The sequence below is a fragment of the Aurantimicrobium sp. MWH-Uga1 genome, from assembly GCF_003325955.1.
Lineage (GTDB): Bacteria > Actinomycetota > Actinomycetes > Actinomycetales > Microbacteriaceae > Aurantimicrobium.
The window spans coordinates 653886-670319 of sequence record NZ_CP030929.1; the positions used below are offsets into that span (position 1 = coordinate 653886).

16 protein-coding genes and 1 tRNA gene are annotated in these 16434 nt (G+C 50.8%); all 17 read left to right on the top strand.

All coding sequences use genetic code 11. From position 1 onward, the window contains the following. Window positions 1–930 carry a site-specific tyrosine recombinase XerD gene (gene xerD / locus AURUGA1_RS03345; RefSeq protein ID WP_114128870.1) on the top strand — a complete coding sequence of 310 codons (930 nt, stop codon included), beginning with the start codon at window positions 1–3 and terminating at the stop codon, window positions 928–930. 89 nt (window positions 931–1019) lie between these two features. Continuing rightward, window positions 1020–1880, top strand: a complete 861-nt coding sequence (locus AURUGA1_RS03350) for a ParA family protein (protein ID WP_240187390.1) — start codon at window positions 1020–1022, stop codon at window positions 1878–1880. Beyond that, a complete protein-coding gene (locus tag AURUGA1_RS03355) occupies window positions 1867–2706 on the top strand; it encodes a ScpA family protein (RefSeq protein ID WP_114128871.1) in 840 nt (279 codons plus the stop codon). The genes AURUGA1_RS03350 and AURUGA1_RS03355 overlap by 14 nt, the downstream gene beginning before the upstream one ends. Next, the gene (gene scpB, locus AURUGA1_RS03360; protein WP_114128872.1) at window positions 2696–3325 is read left to right on the top strand and encodes an SMC-Scp complex subunit ScpB; all 630 of its coding nucleotides are present in this window, start codon (window positions 2696–2698) and stop codon (window positions 3323–3325) included. The genes AURUGA1_RS03355 and scpB overlap by 11 nt, the downstream gene beginning before the upstream one ends. Further along, a complete protein-coding gene (locus tag AURUGA1_RS03365; RefSeq protein ID WP_114128873.1) occupies window positions 3309–4196 on the top strand; it encodes a pseudouridine synthase in 888 nt (295 codons plus the stop codon). The genes scpB and AURUGA1_RS03365 overlap by 17 nt, the downstream gene beginning before the upstream one ends. Then, window positions 4196–5284 carry a prephenate dehydrogenase gene (locus tag AURUGA1_RS03370; RefSeq protein WP_114128874.1) on the top strand — a complete coding sequence of 363 codons (1089 nt, stop codon included), beginning with the start codon at window positions 4196–4198 and terminating at the stop codon, window positions 5282–5284. The genes AURUGA1_RS03365 and AURUGA1_RS03370 overlap by 1 nt, the downstream gene beginning before the upstream one ends. Beyond that, a complete protein-coding gene (gene cmk / locus AURUGA1_RS03375) occupies window positions 5284–5952 on the top strand; it encodes a (d)CMP kinase (protein ID WP_114128875.1) in 669 nt (222 codons plus the stop codon). Before AURUGA1_RS03370 ends, cmk begins: the two co-directional genes overlap by 1 nt. 21 nt (window positions 5953–5973) lie before the next feature. Further along, entirely contained in the window at window positions 5974–7503 is a 1530-nt protein-coding gene (gene der, locus AURUGA1_RS03380) for a ribosome biogenesis GTPase Der (RefSeq protein ID WP_114128876.1), read from the top strand. A gap of 9 nt (window positions 7504–7512) precedes the next feature. Then, window positions 7513–8013, top strand: a complete 501-nt coding sequence (locus AURUGA1_RS03385) for an NUDIX domain-containing protein (protein WP_114128877.1) — start codon at window positions 7513–7515, stop codon at window positions 8011–8013. Window positions 8014–8022: 9 nt separating this feature from the next. Next, window positions 8023–8628, top strand: a complete 606-nt coding sequence (locus tag AURUGA1_RS03390; RefSeq protein WP_114128878.1) for a TMEM175 family protein — start codon at window positions 8023–8025, stop codon at window positions 8626–8628. 70 nt (window positions 8629–8698) lie between these two features. Then, window positions 8699–8775: transfer RNA gene (locus tag AURUGA1_RS03395), tRNA-Pro, on the top strand. A gap of 331 nt (window positions 8776–9106) precedes the next feature. After that, entirely contained in the window at window positions 9107–11179 is a 2073-nt protein-coding gene (locus AURUGA1_RS03400) for a hypothetical protein (protein WP_162784046.1), read from the top strand. Between the two features lie 104 nt (window positions 11180–11283). Next, window positions 11284–12129, top strand: a complete 846-nt coding sequence (locus tag AURUGA1_RS03405; protein ID WP_114128880.1) for a UbiA family prenyltransferase — start codon at window positions 11284–11286, stop codon at window positions 12127–12129. Between the two features lie 8 nt (window positions 12130–12137). Beyond that, the gene (locus AURUGA1_RS03410; RefSeq protein WP_240187391.1) at window positions 12138–13547 is read left to right on the top strand and encodes an NAD(P)/FAD-dependent oxidoreductase; all 1410 of its coding nucleotides are present in this window, start codon (window positions 12138–12140) and stop codon (window positions 13545–13547) included. Between the two features lie 78 nt (window positions 13548–13625). Continuing rightward, entirely contained in the window at window positions 13626–14954 is a 1329-nt protein-coding gene (locus AURUGA1_RS03415) for an MFS transporter (RefSeq protein ID WP_114128882.1), read from the top strand. 43 nt (window positions 14955–14997) lie between these two features. Beyond that, window positions 14998–16011, top strand: a complete 1014-nt coding sequence (locus tag AURUGA1_RS03420; RefSeq protein WP_114128883.1) for a linear amide C-N hydrolase — start codon at window positions 14998–15000, stop codon at window positions 16009–16011. A 14-nt stretch (window positions 16012–16025) separates the two neighbouring features. Beyond that, complete coding sequence (locus AURUGA1_RS03425; RefSeq protein WP_240187392.1) at window positions 16026–16415, top strand: DUF2200 domain-containing protein; 390 nt, start codon at window positions 16026–16028, stop codon at window positions 16413–16415. Window positions 16416–16434 lie beyond the last annotated feature (19 nt).

Here is a 16434-nt window from a genome sequence, read left to right on the forward strand (position 1 = left end):
GTGAACCTGCAGCAAGCCAGAGATATCTATCTGCGCTATGTCCAGATAGAACGCGGGCTTTCCGTCAACACCGTTGCGGCCTACACCCGAGATATTGATGCATACCTGCTGTGGCTCTGTGAACGCGATATCACCGAAGCGCAACAGATCACGTTGCAACTGGTCAGTGATTATGTTCAATGGCTCGCAACGAGGACAGAACGCCCGTTGACGGCTTCGAGCCAGTCAAGAACTCTCAGCTCGATCAAAGGCTTCCACAAGTTCTTGGTCGAAGAAGGACTCCTCGAACACAACGTCACGGCAGATCTCAATCCGCCCAAGCTTCCCAAGCGCTTGCCCAAAGCAATCAGCGTTGAACAAATGTCAGCACTGTTGGCCGCTACAGATGGTGAGGACGAGATTCGCGTTCGCGATAAAGCACTCCTGGAGCTTCTTTATGCCACCGGGGCACGCATTTCTGAAGCAGTCAACCTCAATGTTGACGATGTCACTATGAACGAGGGCATGATTCGTCTCCGCGGTAAGGGGGGCAAACAGCGGATTGTTCCCGTTGGTTCCTATGCGCAAGCGGCATTAGATGCCTATTTAGTGCGAGTTCGACCCGTATTCTCGGCCAGGGGAAAGTCCACTCCGGCGCTGTTTCTGGGTCCTCGGGGTGCTCGTGTGAGCCGGCAGATGGCCTGGCTCATCATTCGTGAAGCAGGTGAGCGTGCTCAGCTAGACATCGAACTCTCACCACACACCTTTAGGCACTCTTTTGCAACACATCTGCTGTCAGGCGGAGCAGATGTGCGCGTAGTCCAAGAGCTACTTGGACATGCTTCTGTCTCCACAACACAGATTTATACTCTGGTGACCGCAGATACGCTACGTGAGACATACATCACGGCGCACCCACGGGCACGCTCAACAGGCTCATCTTCGGCCTAATATCTCGTTAGACTAAACAGCACGAGACAACGTGAGAAAACTCACTCTGTTTCGTGATTTTTGCTCAATCTCACAGTGGGGACACTCGAGTGGTTACGTACAAGAACGGCGTGAAGGTCGGCCCAACTGGACGTCCGTTGAAAGACTTCCCCGTTCCGGCGCCACTCACATCTCACGGTCCTGCTCGCATCATTTCGATGTCAAACCAAAAAGGTGGGGTTGGCAAGACCACCACGAGCATCAATTTAGCTGCTGCACTCGCCGAGTACGGCCGTAAAGTCCTGGCAGTTGATTTTGACCCTCAGGGTGCACTATCTGCTGGTTTGGCCATACAAACCCACGATGTGCCCACTATTTATGACCTCATGCGTGGATCTATTAAAGACACGAAGTCGGCAATTCAACACTCGAAGGTTCCTAATCTCGATGTTATTCCTGCCAACATTGATCTTTCTGCTGCAGAAGTCCATCTCATCAACGAGGTTGCCCGCGAGCAGATTCTTGCCGGTGTGCTTCGTCAAGTGAAGAACGACTACGACGTGATCTTCATTGACTGCCAGCCTTCATTGGGTCTTCTCACAGTCAATGCACTCACTGCGGCACACGGTGTGATTATTCCTTTGGCTACCGAGTTCTTCGCCTTGCGAGGGGTTGCGTTGCTGATTGAGACCATTGACAAAGTTAAAGAGCGGCTCAACCCCGCTATTGAGCTCGATGCCATCATTCCGACCATGTATGACCCTCGCACCTTGCACTCGCAAGAGGTCATGGAGCGCGTGGTGGAGACCTTCGGTGACAAAGTCACTGACACCGTTATTGGTCGTACCGTGAAGTTCCCTGATGCATCCGTTGCGGGGGTTCCCATTACTGAGTTTGCGCCTGAGCATGCCTCAGCTAAGGCCTACCGTCAACTTGCTCGTGAATTGATCGAACGCGGTGTCGTCGCTTAGCGAGCCCACCACTGACGCTGTTGACACTCATGTTGAGGGTGCCGACGGCGGTTTCCGTGTTGCTGTAGGGGAGTTTGAAGGTCCATTTGACCTGTTATTGAACCTCATCTCTAAGCACGAACTTGATATCACTGAGATTTCTCTCAGTGTCGTCACAGATGAGTTCATCCAGTACCTCAACACCCTTGATTTGGAAAAAGAACTCGACGCCGCAACAGAATTCCTCGTTATCGCTGCGACACTACTTGATCTCAAAGTTGCTGGTTTGCTCCCACAGGGCGAGGTTGTTGATGCTGAAGATGCGGCACTGTTTGAAGCTCGTGATCTGCTGTTTGCGCGACTGCTGCAATACCGTGCTTTCAAAGATGTGGCTCAGTGGTTTTCAGAACGGTTGGACACTGAGTCAACACGTCATGTGCGCACAGTTCGCCTTGAAGATCGATTCCGTAAGCAGGTTCCTGAACTTATTTGGAACACCAGTAAGGAGGATTTTGCGGCGTTGGCCATGTTGGCCATGGCGCCGCGGGAGATTCCCGTGGTTGGTCTTGACCACCTCCACGCACCATTAGTGAGTATCCGTGAACAGGCTGCCACCGTCGTGACCAAACTGCGCTCAGGCAAACCCATGACGTTCCGTGAGTTAGTCGCAGATGCAGTCGTTGCTGGTGTGATCGTAGCCAGGTTTCTTGCCGTGCTCGAGCTCTACCGCCACGCAGCTATTTCTTTTGCCCAGGATGAGCCCCTGGGTGATCTCACCATTGAATGGACCGCCACCAACTGGTCCGATGACAACCTCGCCAATTTGGGGGCAGATTATGACCGATAACGCAGAAACTGCCGCCGAGGTCACCGTAGATGACGTAGTGGATGCAACTGTGGCAGAACATGCCCCTGTTGATGTTGAGCGCGCTATAGAAGCCATCTTGATGGTTGCCGACGAGCCCCAATCAGTCGTCGCCATTGCCTCTGCTATGAGTGTGCCCGTTAAAGCAGTGAAGCAAGCCATTGAGAACTTGGTGAACGATTACAACGGCACCAATGGCACTATTGAACGCGGTTTTGAATTGCGCGAAGTTGGCGGAGGATGGCGCATCTACGTTCGCGAAACCTACGACCACGTTGTAGCGGACTTTGTTCTCACCCAAAACCCCACCAAGCTCTCCCAAGCAGCCTTGGAAACACTGGCAGTAATTGCTTACAAGCAACCCATCAGCCGTGGACAGATCGCTCAGATTCGTGCTGTAAACGTAGATTCTGTCGTTCGCACACTGCTGAGTCGAGGCCTCATCAGTGAGGTTTCCAGTGACGCAGAGACTGGCGCCATCCTTTATGGCACCAGTGACCTATTGCTGCAACAGTTGGGAATCAACTCTTTAGATGAACTCCCGCTCATTTCTCCACTGCTGCCAGATGGCCAGGAAGGCTTCGATGTCGACGCTTCGTAGTGGTGATCCTTTGCCCGAGGGGTTCAAAAATGCTGACCGTCCACCTATTGAAGACTGGAATGCTGAAGCAACACCACAAGGGGTGAGAATTCAGAAGGTCATGGCTGCAGCAGGCGTAGCTTCTCGCCGGGTTGCCGAGAACATGATTGCCCAAGGCCGCGTAGCGGTCAACGGCAAGCTCGTAACTGAACCCGGATTACGAGTTGACCCTGAAGTTGATGAAGTGACCGTGGACGGTATTCCTGTCCAAGTAGACACCTCCAAGCGTTACCTCATCTTGAACAAACCCGTCGGTGTCGTCAGCTCTATGGCAGATGACAGGGGAAGACCAGACCTGTCAGATTTCACCAAGCACTACGAAGAACGACTCTTTTATGTCGGGCGCTTAGATCAAGACACCAGCGGTCTACTCATCCTCACCAATGACGGAGATCTCGCACATGTGCTGGCACACCCCTCCTTCGGAGTGCACAAGACCTATATCGCCAAAGTTAGAGGGAAAGTCACGGCACAAACACTTTCCAAGCTCACAACAGGTTTCGAACTTAGCGATGGATTCATCCAAGCCGATAAGGCACGATTACTCTCTGTTTCGAATAACGCCGACACCTCACTGGTTGAAATCACCCTTCACTCAGGTCGTAATCGAATAGTTCGGCGCATGCTCAAAGAGGTAGGCCACCCCGTACTCGAGTTGGTTCGCCGTGCATTTGGCCCTCTTCATCTGGGCACGCTGCCGGTAGGACAAATGAGAGACCTCACTAAAGTTGAATTAGGGGCAGTACTTGCGCTTTCACGCTCCAACACGGAAGAACTGCCCGAGTACACCGAAATCGACAACGACGATTTGAGCGAAGGAGAAGACAACTAATGTCGGATACCAACGCTGTACGTCTCAATGCCCAAGTCCGTATCGTCGGAACAGGCCTACTTGGAGCCAGTATCGGTCTTGCGCTGCGCTCGCAAGGCATTGATGTCGCGCTCGCCGACGCCTCACCCAGTTCAGTGCACCTCGCCACAGACTTAGGAGCTGGGCGCCCAGCGCACGCAGAAGACCAGCCGAAAATAATCGTGGTGTGCGTTCCCCCGGATGTCACTGCCGATGTCATTGAGGCAGAACTCAAGGCCTTCCCTGACGCGGTAGTCACTGATGTGGCCAGTGTGAAGCTGGCTCCACTACACCAGCTTCAGGCCAGGGGAGTGGACATCACCCACTACGTAGGTGGACACCCGCTTGCCGGCCGAGAACGCGGCGGAGCCATATCTGCCCGTGGTGATCTCTTCTTAGGGCGCCCTTGGGTGGTCTGCCGTGATGAGGACACTCCTGCGTGGGCTCTCTCCCTTGTTGAAGACTTAGTTTTAGACCTAGGTGCTGTGCCCATCGAAATGACCCCAGATGCCCATGACGAAGCTGTGGGCTTGGTTTCCCATGTTCCTCAGATTGTCTCGAGTCTGATGGCGAAGCAACTTGAAGGCGCGTCAGACGAAGCAGTTCGTTTGGCCGGGCAGGGCGTGCGTGATGTGACGCGCATCGCGGCCAGCTCACCTGAGCTGTGGATTCAAATCTTAGGAGCAAATAAGGATTCCATAGTCGGTGTGCTAGAAAACCTGCAAAAAGACCTTCAGATCGTAACTAACGCACTCAAAGACATTGATGCACCGGGAGCACGCAAGGTCATTGCCGAAGAAATGGCTGCCGGTAATACCGGAGTCGCACGGCTTCCCGGTAAGCACGGACAAAACCGTCGCTTTACCCAGATTGTGGTTCTTATTGATGACCGCCCTGGTCAGTTGGCACAGTTGCTCACAGAACTGGGAGAGCTCAACATCAACGTGGAAGATCTCCGTCTTGAGCATGCTGAAGGTGCACTGATGGGCATGGTCGAATTTTCTGTTGTTCCCGAGGTGAGGGAGACCCTCATCATGGAATTGACCAAACGTGACTGGAGAGTGGCCTAATGAGCACACCTATCGTTGTTGCTATAGATGGTCCTGCCGGTAGTGGTAAATCCTCTGTTTCGAAAGCAGCGGCGCGCACACTGGGCTTTGCCTATCTCGACACCGGTGCTGCCTATCGTGCTGTGGCATGGCATGTCCTCAACGAAACAGTCGATCCAGCGGATGAAGCTGCTGTAATTGAATCTTTGAACGATTTCGGTTACGTCATCAGCACAAACCCTGATGAATACTTCGTTCGCGTCAATGAAGAAGACATCACAGAAGCTATTCGAGAGCCCCGCATCACAGATGTGGTGAGCAAAGTGGCCAAGATTCCTGTGGTTCGCCAATACCTTGGTGATCTTTTTCGTCACCTCATGGCAATTACCGATAAGCCCGGAATTATTGCCGAAGGTCGGGACATCACCACAGTGGTTGCCCCGGATGCGCCCGTACGAATCCTGTTGACAGCCAGTGAAGAAGCTAGAATGGCTAGGCGCTCTGCGGAACTTCCGCAGCAATCGCAAGATCAAACGGCGTCTGCACTGCGTGCCAGAGATGCAGCCGACTCGCGAGTATCTGACTTCATGACCGCCGCTGATGGCGTTGTGACTGTTGATTCAACCGACTTCTCGTATGAGCAGACGATTGATGCGGTCGTTGAAGTTATTCGCTCGCGTACGGCGTAGGCGCAGGCGAAGGAGAAAACCATGGCTGAGAACCTCACCCCCGGCGACGAGGATGTGTTCGACGAAGAAAACGAACTTGAGCAGCTTACCGAGCGCCTAGATGATCTCGACGAAGAACTTGCCATTGCCCGCGCAGCTTCACTGCGCGCTGGTCTCGACGAGTATGACCTCGACGAGGAGGACTTCGAGCTACTCGATGCAGCAACCGAAGATCCTGACCAGATTACATATCTGCCCGCGCTTCCGGTGCTGGCAGTAGTGGGTCGCCCTAATGTGGGAAAGTCTGCCTTAGTCAACAGAATCATTGGACGCCGTGAAGCAGTTGTTGAAGACACTCCTGGTGTAACACGTGACCGTGTCTCCTACAAAGCCGAGTGGATGGATCGCCAGTTCACACTGGTGGACACCGGCGGTTGGGAACCAGATGCCAAGGGCATCAATGCGTCTGTTGCTGCACAGGCAGAAGTCGCCATTGACCTCTCTGATGCAGTCTTGTTTGTTGTTGACGGAAATGTTGGTGCAACAGCTACTGACGAGCAAGTCGTGAAGCTCCTTCGGAAGACCAAGAAGCCTGTTTACCTGTTGGCCAACAAGGTTGATGACGCACGTCAAGAGCCCAACATTGCCAACCTGTGGTCTCTCGGCTTGGGGGAGCCGCACCCTGTTTCTGCGCTACACGGAAGAGGTGTTGCCGACCTACTCGATCTGGTCATCCCCAAGCTTCCCGAAGTTTCTGCGGTTGCTAAGCAGGAGGTCGGTGGTCCGCGTCGCGTTGCCATTTTAGGCCGTCCCAACGTGGGGAAGTCGTCACTCCTGAACAAAGCAGCTGGCGAAGAGCGTGTGGTCGTCAATGACCTCGCGGGAACCACACGCGATCCAGTTGACGAGCAGGTAGAAATTGCCGGGAAGGTGTGGCGTTTCGTCGACACCGCTGGTATTCGTCGCCGCGTCCACCTTCAACAGGGTGCTGATTTCTATGCAACCTTGCGCACCAGCGCAGCTTTGGAAAAAGCCGAAGTTGCCGTTGTCATGATTGACGTTACTGAGCCCATTTCGGAGCAGGACGTGCGCATCATTGACTTGGTGCTCGAGTCAGGTCGTGCACTGGTTCTCGCTTTCAACAAGTGGGACATGCTCGATGATGACCGTCGCCGCTATCTCGAGCGTGAAATTGAACAGGACCTGGCGCACGTTGCCTGGGCGCCTCGGGTCAACATCTCTGCACGCACCGGTCGCCATATGGAAAAACTTGTTCCCGCATTAGAACGCGCGCTTGAGTCATGGGATACCCGCATTCCTACAGGTAAATTCAACGCCTTCCTGGCAGAGCTCACCGCGGCGCATCCACACCCGCTACGTGGTGGAAAGCAACCACGAATTCTTTTCGGAACGCAGTCCTCGACTCGTCCGCCCACCTTCGTGCTCTTCACCACTGGCTTCTTGGACCCCGGCTATCGCCGCTACATTCAGCGCCGTCTGCGTGAGATTTACGGCTTTGAAGGTTCCCCCATCAACATCAACATGCGTGTGCGCGAAAAGCGGAAACGATAGCCTTCACACATGGGCAAAATACCGCCACACCTCCCACCGCCGCATTTACGCGATCCTGGTGATGCGTGGGCGGTGGGACCAGATGGCACCAAGTATTGGGGCGCATTTGGGGCAGCAGGCCTACTGGTCTTTCATCCGGAAGCAGGAGTCCTCTTACAACACCGTGCGGAATGGTCTCACCACGGGGGTACGTGGGGAATTCCAGGCGGAGCAATACGCCAGGGCGAAGAGGCCGTCGCGGGCGCGTTGCGCGAAGCTGATGAAGAAGCTGGAGTCCCTGCGGATAAAGTTGTCGTCATCTTCACCCACATCAAAGATCTAGGTTTCTGGAGCTACACCACCGTTGTCGTCGAGGCCTCTGAAGTCTTTGAACCGGTGATGGGGGATTCCGAAAGTGAAGCTCTGGCGTGGGTAGGACTTGACCTTGTCGATTCTTTTGACTTACACCCTGGATTTGCCGCATCGTGGCCGACGTTGAGAGAACGCATCGACGCCCATTTGGAAAGCTAAAGTACCTGTATGGCAACATCTCGTGGTTTTGATAGAGTCGTCAACTTCTCTGACGCTGTAGTAGCCATTGCCATCACCATTTTGGTGTTGCCACTAGTGGATGAGGCAAGCAGTATCGGCCACGGAGATGTGAATCAATTCCTCTCCGGAATTGGTGCACAGGTCTACGTCTTTGTCCTTAGTTTTGCAATCATTGCTTACTACTGGTTTTTACATCACACCTTTTTTGAACAGCTTCAGCAAGTTGACCGTCGCATCATGCTGTTGAATACCTTGTGGCTTTTTGGAATTGTGTTTATTCCTTTTCCTACAGCATTGATTGTGGATTCAAACGGGCCAGCGGGCTGGGCGACAACCATCTACATCGGAACGATGCTCTATCTGGCAATAATTCAATTAGCAATGAAAATTTATGTTCACAAACATAAAGAACTCTTGGTTCCAGGGACTGAATACATCCGAGGGTTTATTGGTTCCCAAATCATTGTGGTGCTGTTGATTGTCGTACTCGTCATCGCCACGATCTTTCGTGACATTGGGCTTTGGGCCCTGATGTTGCTGTGGACAACACCACTGTGGGTCAAGCCGGTTCAGAAGTTGCAACGTTCTCAATAGACCGTGCACATCCACCTCACTAGAACCGGTAGGATTATCAAGTTGTCTTCGAGAGAAATCAAAAAGACTGCGGGCTGTGGCGCAGCTTGGTAGCGCACTTGACTGGGGGTCAAGGGGTCGCAGGTTCAAATCCTGTCAGCCCGACCACGCAACAATAGGGTCGCTCAATAGAGCGGCCCTTTTGATGCTTCTTCGGTGTTGACTTTGAATTGTGGTGATTTATTTATTCCTTAATTTGAGTACAAAACATATTTGGAATACTGAGTGAGTTCGAAGTGGACATTGGTTCAAGAGCGGCGAGATATATTGAAATCGATGGGAATTTTCAGTTGTATGTTTTTTTATTGGGTTCTAAATCCATAGCTCAAATCTGGTTTTCAGCTTTCAGTATTAGTCTTGTCTTTATAACTTTTGTTTAAATTTAACGATGAGGAATTTCACGATGAAAAACGGGCGTTTAGCATTATTCGCTTTTTTCATGAGTGTTTTTGTTGTCGTTCCTCTTGCAGCAACTTCTGCCTCAGCAAGTACTGATGTTTCTTTCAACTTTGACACGGCCGGTCAATTGACAAGTGAGTTCAATAGTTATGTTGCTTCTGGTTCTGTTTCCCAGACACTAACTGGCGGAATTTCAAACAGTGGCGCAATCAATGCACCAAGTAGTGCAAATGCTGTGTACACGACAAAGTCCAGTTATAGTATCGGCCCAGTAGGAAGTTCTTATACTTTCACCTCTTTCATCCAAAGTGTAGGAAATAACGGCTATAGCGGCATGGGATTTACCTCTTTGGCGCCAGGGGCTTTATCCGCTTCTGGTGTGCCATATCGCCCCAACGATGCACTTGGTATTTCGGTCCATGGGGGTGGCTTTGTCTTCCATAATGGCGTGACAAATTACAATGGAGCCTGGCAGTCTGGAGGAAGCGGAATAACTTCAGTACGTACCGCCACAATAAGTGACTTACTCAATAGTGGTTCTGTTGATATGTGGTACAAAATTGTTCTAAAGATTGAAAGAGCAACACAATCAACCTTCAATATGCATGTTGAAGTTTGGCCAAGTAGTTCAGCTGGTGTTCTCTATAACGCCCAAGCCTCTGCCATCTTCGAACTCAACGGCGTCACAAATTCCACTTTGATGAACTCACCAGTAATTTACAGTTACATCAACTTCTCTGGTGACCGTGTCCGTTACTTTGACGGTTTCAGCGTTAGTCTTGCGGGTGGAGCTTCAGTTGTAACTGCTGGCAATCCGGTTGTCCTCACATCAAGCACTTCTCAATTAAATAACATTATTTCAGCTTCAGGAAATGTTACTTCCGAGAATGGAAGCACTGTAACTGACCGCGGTTTTGTCTACGGAACTACAGCCTCGCCAACGGTAAACGATGGCAAAATAAGCGTCGGCAACGGCCTGGGAGCTTTTTCAGGAACAACCGGAACTTTACCCGGAGGAACCTACTATGTCAGGGCATTCGCAACCAACTCGAACGGCACTACATACGGTTCAGAAAACACTGTCATTTTGCCAGTTGTTGCTTCAAGCCAAACTGTGACATGGAACCCCTCAAACACAACTGCAACCACTAACTCCAGCTATTTGATTCCCAACACTTCCGCAAGTTCCACTGGCACTGGAACAATTAGTTATTCCGTTGTAAACGCTGGAACGACCGGCTGTTCAATCAATAACCAATTACCACCAGTTATTTCCTTCATAGGTGAAGGTAATTGTGTAGTCAGAGCTAATGCGGCAAGCAATGCTTCTTTCACCGCTGCTTTTCAAGATGTAACTTTTACTATCACTGCTCCTGCCACCCAAACAGTAACTTGGGCACCGAGCAACAATGAAGCTTTAGAAACTGCAGCCACCATCACACCAAACGTTCTAGCTACTTCTTCAGGATCTGGAGCGATTTCGTACAGTATTCACTCTGCTGGGACAACCGGCTGCGCAGTGAACTCCTCTACAGGAGTTCTGACGTTTAGTTCCCAAGGAATATGTGTTGTAAGAGCAACTGCCTCATCAAATACTCAATTTTCCTCAGCAACAAAGGATGTTTCTTTCATAATTGGAAGCACTACAACCTCACTGACACTTGAACTTGATGCGCAAATAGGTAGTTCTGTTGCCAACGCGCCAGTTGAATATTCATCAAGTGGTTTGCAACCGGGAACTAGCTGGGAGTTGGTAATCCGTTCAACACCACAAACTCTTGCATCTGGATTAATTTCACAGAGTGGGTTGGCAAGTGGAAACGCCATAATCCCTTCCAATCTTGAAGCAGGTTGGCACTCCATCACGTTGACAGGGACGAAACTAGGTGGGGGAATTATTTCCAAAACTATTTGGTTCAAAGTAGATGGATTAACAACCTTGTTGTGGTCTCAAGCAACTCAACCTGCCGACCTTGCACAGCAAACAAGCCTTGCGAACACAGGTTTCGCCGTTACCAATATTTTCCTTATCGGTTTGGGGCTACTCATTCTTGGGCTATTGGTGGTTGCCAGCAGTTACCGTTTGAAGTACAAGACATATCCCTTGCCCTAGAGATTGTTTTGCACTCAAGTTTTCAACCTTGTTATATTAATGGATCTATCTTGGCTTCTTAGTTTGAGCAGATGACTCCTCAGGCTGAGGGCTAGAGTGGGAAAGTGCTCTCACGCCTATTGACAATCTCCCGTCCCGTGTTGTGGGTCAACACGATAGGAACGACTGTTGTCGCCTTGTGGCTCACGGGACAGCTCTGGACGTGGGACATCATTTGGCTTCTTCTGTGGGTCACGCTTCCGTTTAATCTCTTGATTTACGGAATTAACGACATCTTTGATCAAGAGACCGACAACATCAATATCCGTAAAGGAGGATACGGGGGAGCAAAGATATACCCCAAGGAAGTTCCTTGGATTTTTTGGGGAGTTATCCTCACGAATGTTCCGTTCCTCATTTTCTTTGGGTTGAATTATTCATGGCAAGCCAATGCTTGGATCTGGGCATACACACTGTTTTTCTATTTCTATTCTTCGCCACCTCTACGGTTTAAGGGGCGCCCGTTTCTCGATTCGATTAGTAACGCCGACTACGCATTCCCGCTTGCGTTTGTGCCTCTTGCTCTCGGGTTTGAGCCAATCTGGATGGCTGTTTTTGGCTTAATGGCATGGTCATTGGCCAAGCACACCTACGACGCAATTCAAGACATTGAAGAAGATAGCTACGTGGGAATTCAAACCACGGCAGTGTTCTTGGGGGCTCGAGGCTCACTGTGGTGGGTTTCGTTCTGGTGGGCCATGTCGACAATTTTCTTTGTTTTTATCAATATTCCTGTGGCTGTTGCCAACGCGGTTTACGCGACGTGGCTGGTGTGGCTTATTTCGCAGAATGATTCACCTGAAAACGCTAAGCGGGTGTACAAATACTCTGTTGCCTACCCCTACATTGTCGGAGCCGTAGCCGGAGTGCAGCTTGTCCTGTTCAACTTTTTCACTCTCTATCTCTCATGAGTAACTTTGTGCCGAAGAATATTGTCATTGTGGGCGCAGGCCTTGGTGGACTTAGTGCTGCAGCGCTGTTGGCTAAAGCGGGACATCAGGTCACTGTTCTGGAGAGAAACTCTTGGATTGGTGGCAAATCCCGTCGTATAGAGGTAGCTGGTCAGCGTATCGATACTGGGCCTTCGTTAGTCACCTTCCCTGCTGTACTAGATGAGCTCTTCTCTCGTTATGACGCCCTTGGTCCTGGCAGACCAGCAGCAGAGATTGCACACCTCGAATTAGAGCGATTGCCCGAACTGGGAAAATACTTCTTCAAAGACCATGTTGTTGATTTACCTGTTCAACAGGGTCATTCTTGGTTTTCTGCATGGGAAAAGTTTGATGAGATTCACGGCGGGCTGAGCCCAGAGATGGTCAAACTTCTTGTCTCTGACCCATTCGATCTCAGCACACTTCCGGCAGTAAACACGATGCTTAAACACTATGGTGGGCGAATCTCTACACGTTCGTATCTCAACAGCTTGACGTGGATGCCCGATGACCTCAAAGAGGTCATCGCCATCCACACACTCAATGCAGGGATTTCCCCCGAAAGAACGTTGGCTCTGTATGCAACGATGCCTGCGGTCATGGCTCGAGAAGGTATTTTCGTGCCGCGCGGTGGAGTATATGAAATTGCTTTAGCTCTCTCACGAATGGTTACAGAAGCAGGAGCAAAAATACTTACAGATGTGCCTGTGACGGCAATTTCTCGAGGACGCGTTACTACTGAGCACGGTTTATATAACGCGGATGTCATTATTGGCGCTGCTGATGCCCAAGTCATCGATTCATTGCTGGGAAAAAAGATTCCTGCAAACCAGAGAGTTTCCTGCTCGGGAATTGCTGTATTTGCCGTGTTAGATCTGCCGCTACCTGAGTCAACCGTGACTCATTCTGTGATCATGCCCAGTAACCCAGCACAACTACATGGGGCATTAGACAGGCGTGAGTTGCCAGAAGAAACAATGGCCTTTGTGAACTATTACAAACCTGGCCATATCTATCCCAATACCAAGGCAACTGCTGCTCTCTTGCTCACAGCTCCCTCCGATGGAAAAGAATATGACCTCTCGAGTGGGTTCGTTCAACGTGAGCTCAGTCGCATTTCACAATTGATGGGGCTTCCACGCAATTTAGCTGAATGTATTGAGGACTACACCGTCCTCCATCCCAACTACTTCTCCAGTTTTGGTGCTGACGGGGGAGCACTTTACGGTGCCACCAGAAAACTGTGGCAGGGCGGTCCCTTTCACCGGCCGGCATATTCCTCCCCCAGACGTCCATGGCTGTGGAGAGTTGGAGCATCCGTCCACCCAGGGGGAGGAATACCTGCTGTTCTTGGTGGTTCCATGAATTCTGTTGCACGCTTGCTCAAGAAAATCTGACCCATTTGGGTGGGTGGGGCCATATCCATCACTATCTCCAGCCTGTGAGTGCTGTGAGCCATAGCTAGACTCTCCTTCGTGACCGAAACCAAACGCCGCTTTGTCGATCTGACGCCGCTCAAGGTTTCACCCGCTTTTGCCAGATTGTGGATTGGTGCCGGACTGTCCGGCATCGGTGCGCAAATGACGATTATGGCCGTGGGTCTCCAGATTTTTGAGATCACCCAGAACACTTTCATGGTCGGCCTTGTCGGAGGAATAGCACTCATTCCAATGCTGTTTGCTGGACCGTGGGGAGGAATGCTTGCTGATAGCCAAGATCGCAGGACAGTCATTCTGGGAGCAATTACGGTCTCCTTTATTTCAACCATTGGTCTTGTTGTTCTCTCTATTGCAGATGCAAACCTCGAAGCCAACGGTGACAGTGTTGCGGTGTGGCCGTTCTATGTCTTCACCACTATCAGCGCCATGGCATATATCATTTCCGGCGCTGCACGTATGGCGGTCTATCCCCGAATCCTCAGGCTTGAAGATGTTCCTAAAGCAAATGCGCTCAGTGGCATCTCTATGGGAATTCAATACACGGTTGGACCAGCACTTGCCGGTGTCCTTGTCGCGACATCGGGCTTCACTGTCACCTTTTTAGTCGACATGGTGCTCATGCTGGCTGGTTTTTTTGGCGTATTTACCCTTCCAAAGATTCCACCTTTACATGATGCAGTTGTGAAGGGATGGGAAGGCATTAAGCAAGGTTTGTCGTTCTTGCGTTCAGCGCCGAATATCCGAACAAGTTTCCTCTTCGACATTATTGCTATGGGACTGGGGCGCCCCTATGCAGTGCTTCCCGCTGTTGCGGCTACGGTCATTGGGGGAGGACCGACAACAGTAGGTATTCTCACGGCAGCAGCTGCTGTGGGCACATTCTCGACTAGTTTGCTCAGTGGCCCTGTGGCTCGAATTAATCGTTTTGGGCTTGCAATTGGCCGCGCCATCATGCTTTATGGCGCATTTATTGCTCTATTTGGTGTTGTGGTTCTTCTCGGGATGCTTGGAGCATTCGGCACGGTGAGCAACACGTGGTCTGGGGTCAGTGTCGTGGGGCTGGTGCTTGCGGCTCTGTGTTTTGTGGGAATGGGGGCCTCTGACGAAGTTTCCGCAATATTCCGTTCCACCATTTTGATGACAGCTGCACCTGATGACATGCGTGGTCGGCTTCAAGGTGTGTTCTACTCTGTTGTAGCAGGTGGACCCCGTCTGGGAGATTTGTTTACAGGTGTGATGGCGGTTTCGATAGCGTTGTGGGCTCCGGGAATCATCGGTGGTCTGGGCATCGTTGTGATCATCAGTATTCTGCTCAGCACGAACTCACGATTTAGGGAATACGACAATCGGAATCCTGAACTGTAGAAAAGGTTCTTCGACGACGGATTCATCTGTTTAGACTGGCCATATGTGTACAAACTTTAGGCTTACTGCTCAAGATGGCAGCGTCGTCGTAGCTCGTTCTATGGAATTCCCCGACATGTTGGGTGCTCAGGTAACTGCAATTCCTCGCGGGGTGACATACACCTCAGCTTCTCCCGAGGGTGAGGGCGCCAGCTGGACCACTATTCACGGCGTGGTGGGGATGGACGCTATTGGAGATACTCAATATCTCACTGACGGAATGAATGAAGCGGGCCTTTACGCCGGAGTGCTGTACATGCCTGGTTTTGCTGATTATGAGGACCCAACCGGCATTGAACCATCTCGTGTGATCTCGAATATGGATATTTGCAACTATGTGTTAACGATGTGTTCTTCCGTTAGTGAAGCATTTGAAGTACTTGGAAAGCTAACAATTTGGGCTCAGCCTCAACCTGCAATTGGTGGAGTGCCTCCCATTCACCTGGTATTACATGACAAATCAGGTGCCTCAGGAGTCGTTGAGTTCAATAATGGAAAACAACAACACATTGATAACCCCGTAGGTGTTGCAACTAATGCCCCCTATCTTGACTGGCATTACAACAACTTGCGGGTTCACCTACCTACGTTGCATGCTCTCAACCCTGCCCCTGCAGAAGTTAACGGAGTGACATTTGCTCCTGTTTCTCAAGGCCAAGGGTTTATGGGAATACCGGGGGATGGCGGTTCGCCTTCACGATTCCTTCGTGCAACAGGCTACGTCTGGACGATGACCGCCCAAAAGGATGCTGCAACACAAGAAATGGCTGCCTTCCACGCTCTCAACAATTTCGATATTCCCGATGGTGTCATGGCAGGAACAGGCGCGACGGGTCTTCCCCAAAATGACCGCACCACATGGTCTTCGATTTCCTCCCTCAGCGCAGGGCGTTACATTATTCGTGTTGAAAATAATCCTTCGCCCTATGTTGTCGATTTAGCATCCACTGACTTTTCTGGCGGTTCACCCAGGCAAGTTTCGGTGCCTTCAGGAACCTTCATTGAGCTAAAGGTCTAATCGATAGTTTTGCCATGAAAACAGAAAACATGACCGAAAGACAGCAAGCAAATATGCAGCGAGTTTTTGACATGCCGTTTTCAGATCTTTACCCCCTCTATGTGACCAAGGTAGTGAAGAAGAACCGTTCAGAGGCGGAGTTGAGAGAAGTTATTTCTTGGCTGACCGGGTTCTCGAAAAATGAACTCCACGATTCACTCACATCAGGACAGAGCCTGAGTTCATTCTTTGCATCTGCACGAATGAACTCAGCGGCAGAGCTGATAACCGGCACTGTGTGTGGTGTGAAAGTGCAGGAGATTGAGAATCCTTTGATGCGGAAAATTCGTTACATGGACAAGCTTGTAGATGAATTAGCACAGGGGAAATCTCTAGAGAAAATTATGCGCAAACCACTTTCTTAATTGAACTCTCTTTATTGGG

Coding starts and splice junctions, on each gene's coding strand:
- scpB (WP_114128872.1), top strand. CDS start 2,696: ATGACCGATAACGCAGAAACTGCCGCCGAGGTCACCGTAGATGACGTA.
- AURUGA1_RS03365 (WP_114128873.1), top strand. CDS start 3,309: ATGTCGACGCTTCGTAGTGGTGATCCTTTGCCCGAGGGGTTCAAAAAT.
- AURUGA1_RS03370 (WP_114128874.1), top strand. CDS start 4,196: ATGTCGGATACCAACGCTGTACGTCTCAATGCCCAAGTCCGTATCGTC.
- cmk (WP_114128875.1), top strand. CDS start 5,284: ATGAGCACACCTATCGTTGTTGCTATAGATGGTCCTGCCGGTAGTGGT.
- der (WP_114128876.1), top strand. CDS start 5,974: ATGGCTGAGAACCTCACCCCCGGCGACGAGGATGTGTTCGACGAAGAA.
- AURUGA1_RS03385 (WP_114128877.1), top strand. CDS start 7,513: ATGGGCAAAATACCGCCACACCTCCCACCGCCGCATTTACGCGATCCT.
- AURUGA1_RS03390 (WP_114128878.1), top strand. CDS start 8,023: ATGGCAACATCTCGTGGTTTTGATAGAGTCGTCAACTTCTCTGACGCT.
- AURUGA1_RS03400 (WP_162784046.1), top strand. CDS start 9,107: ATGAGTGTTTTTGTTGTCGTTCCTCTTGCAGCAACTTCTGCCTCAGCA.
- AURUGA1_RS03420 (WP_114128883.1), top strand. CDS start 14,998: ATGTGTACAAACTTTAGGCTTACTGCTCAAGATGGCAGCGTCGTCGTA.
- AURUGA1_RS03425 (WP_240187392.1), top strand. CDS start 16,026: ATGAAAACAGAAAACATGACCGAAAGACAGCAAGCAAATATGCAGCGA.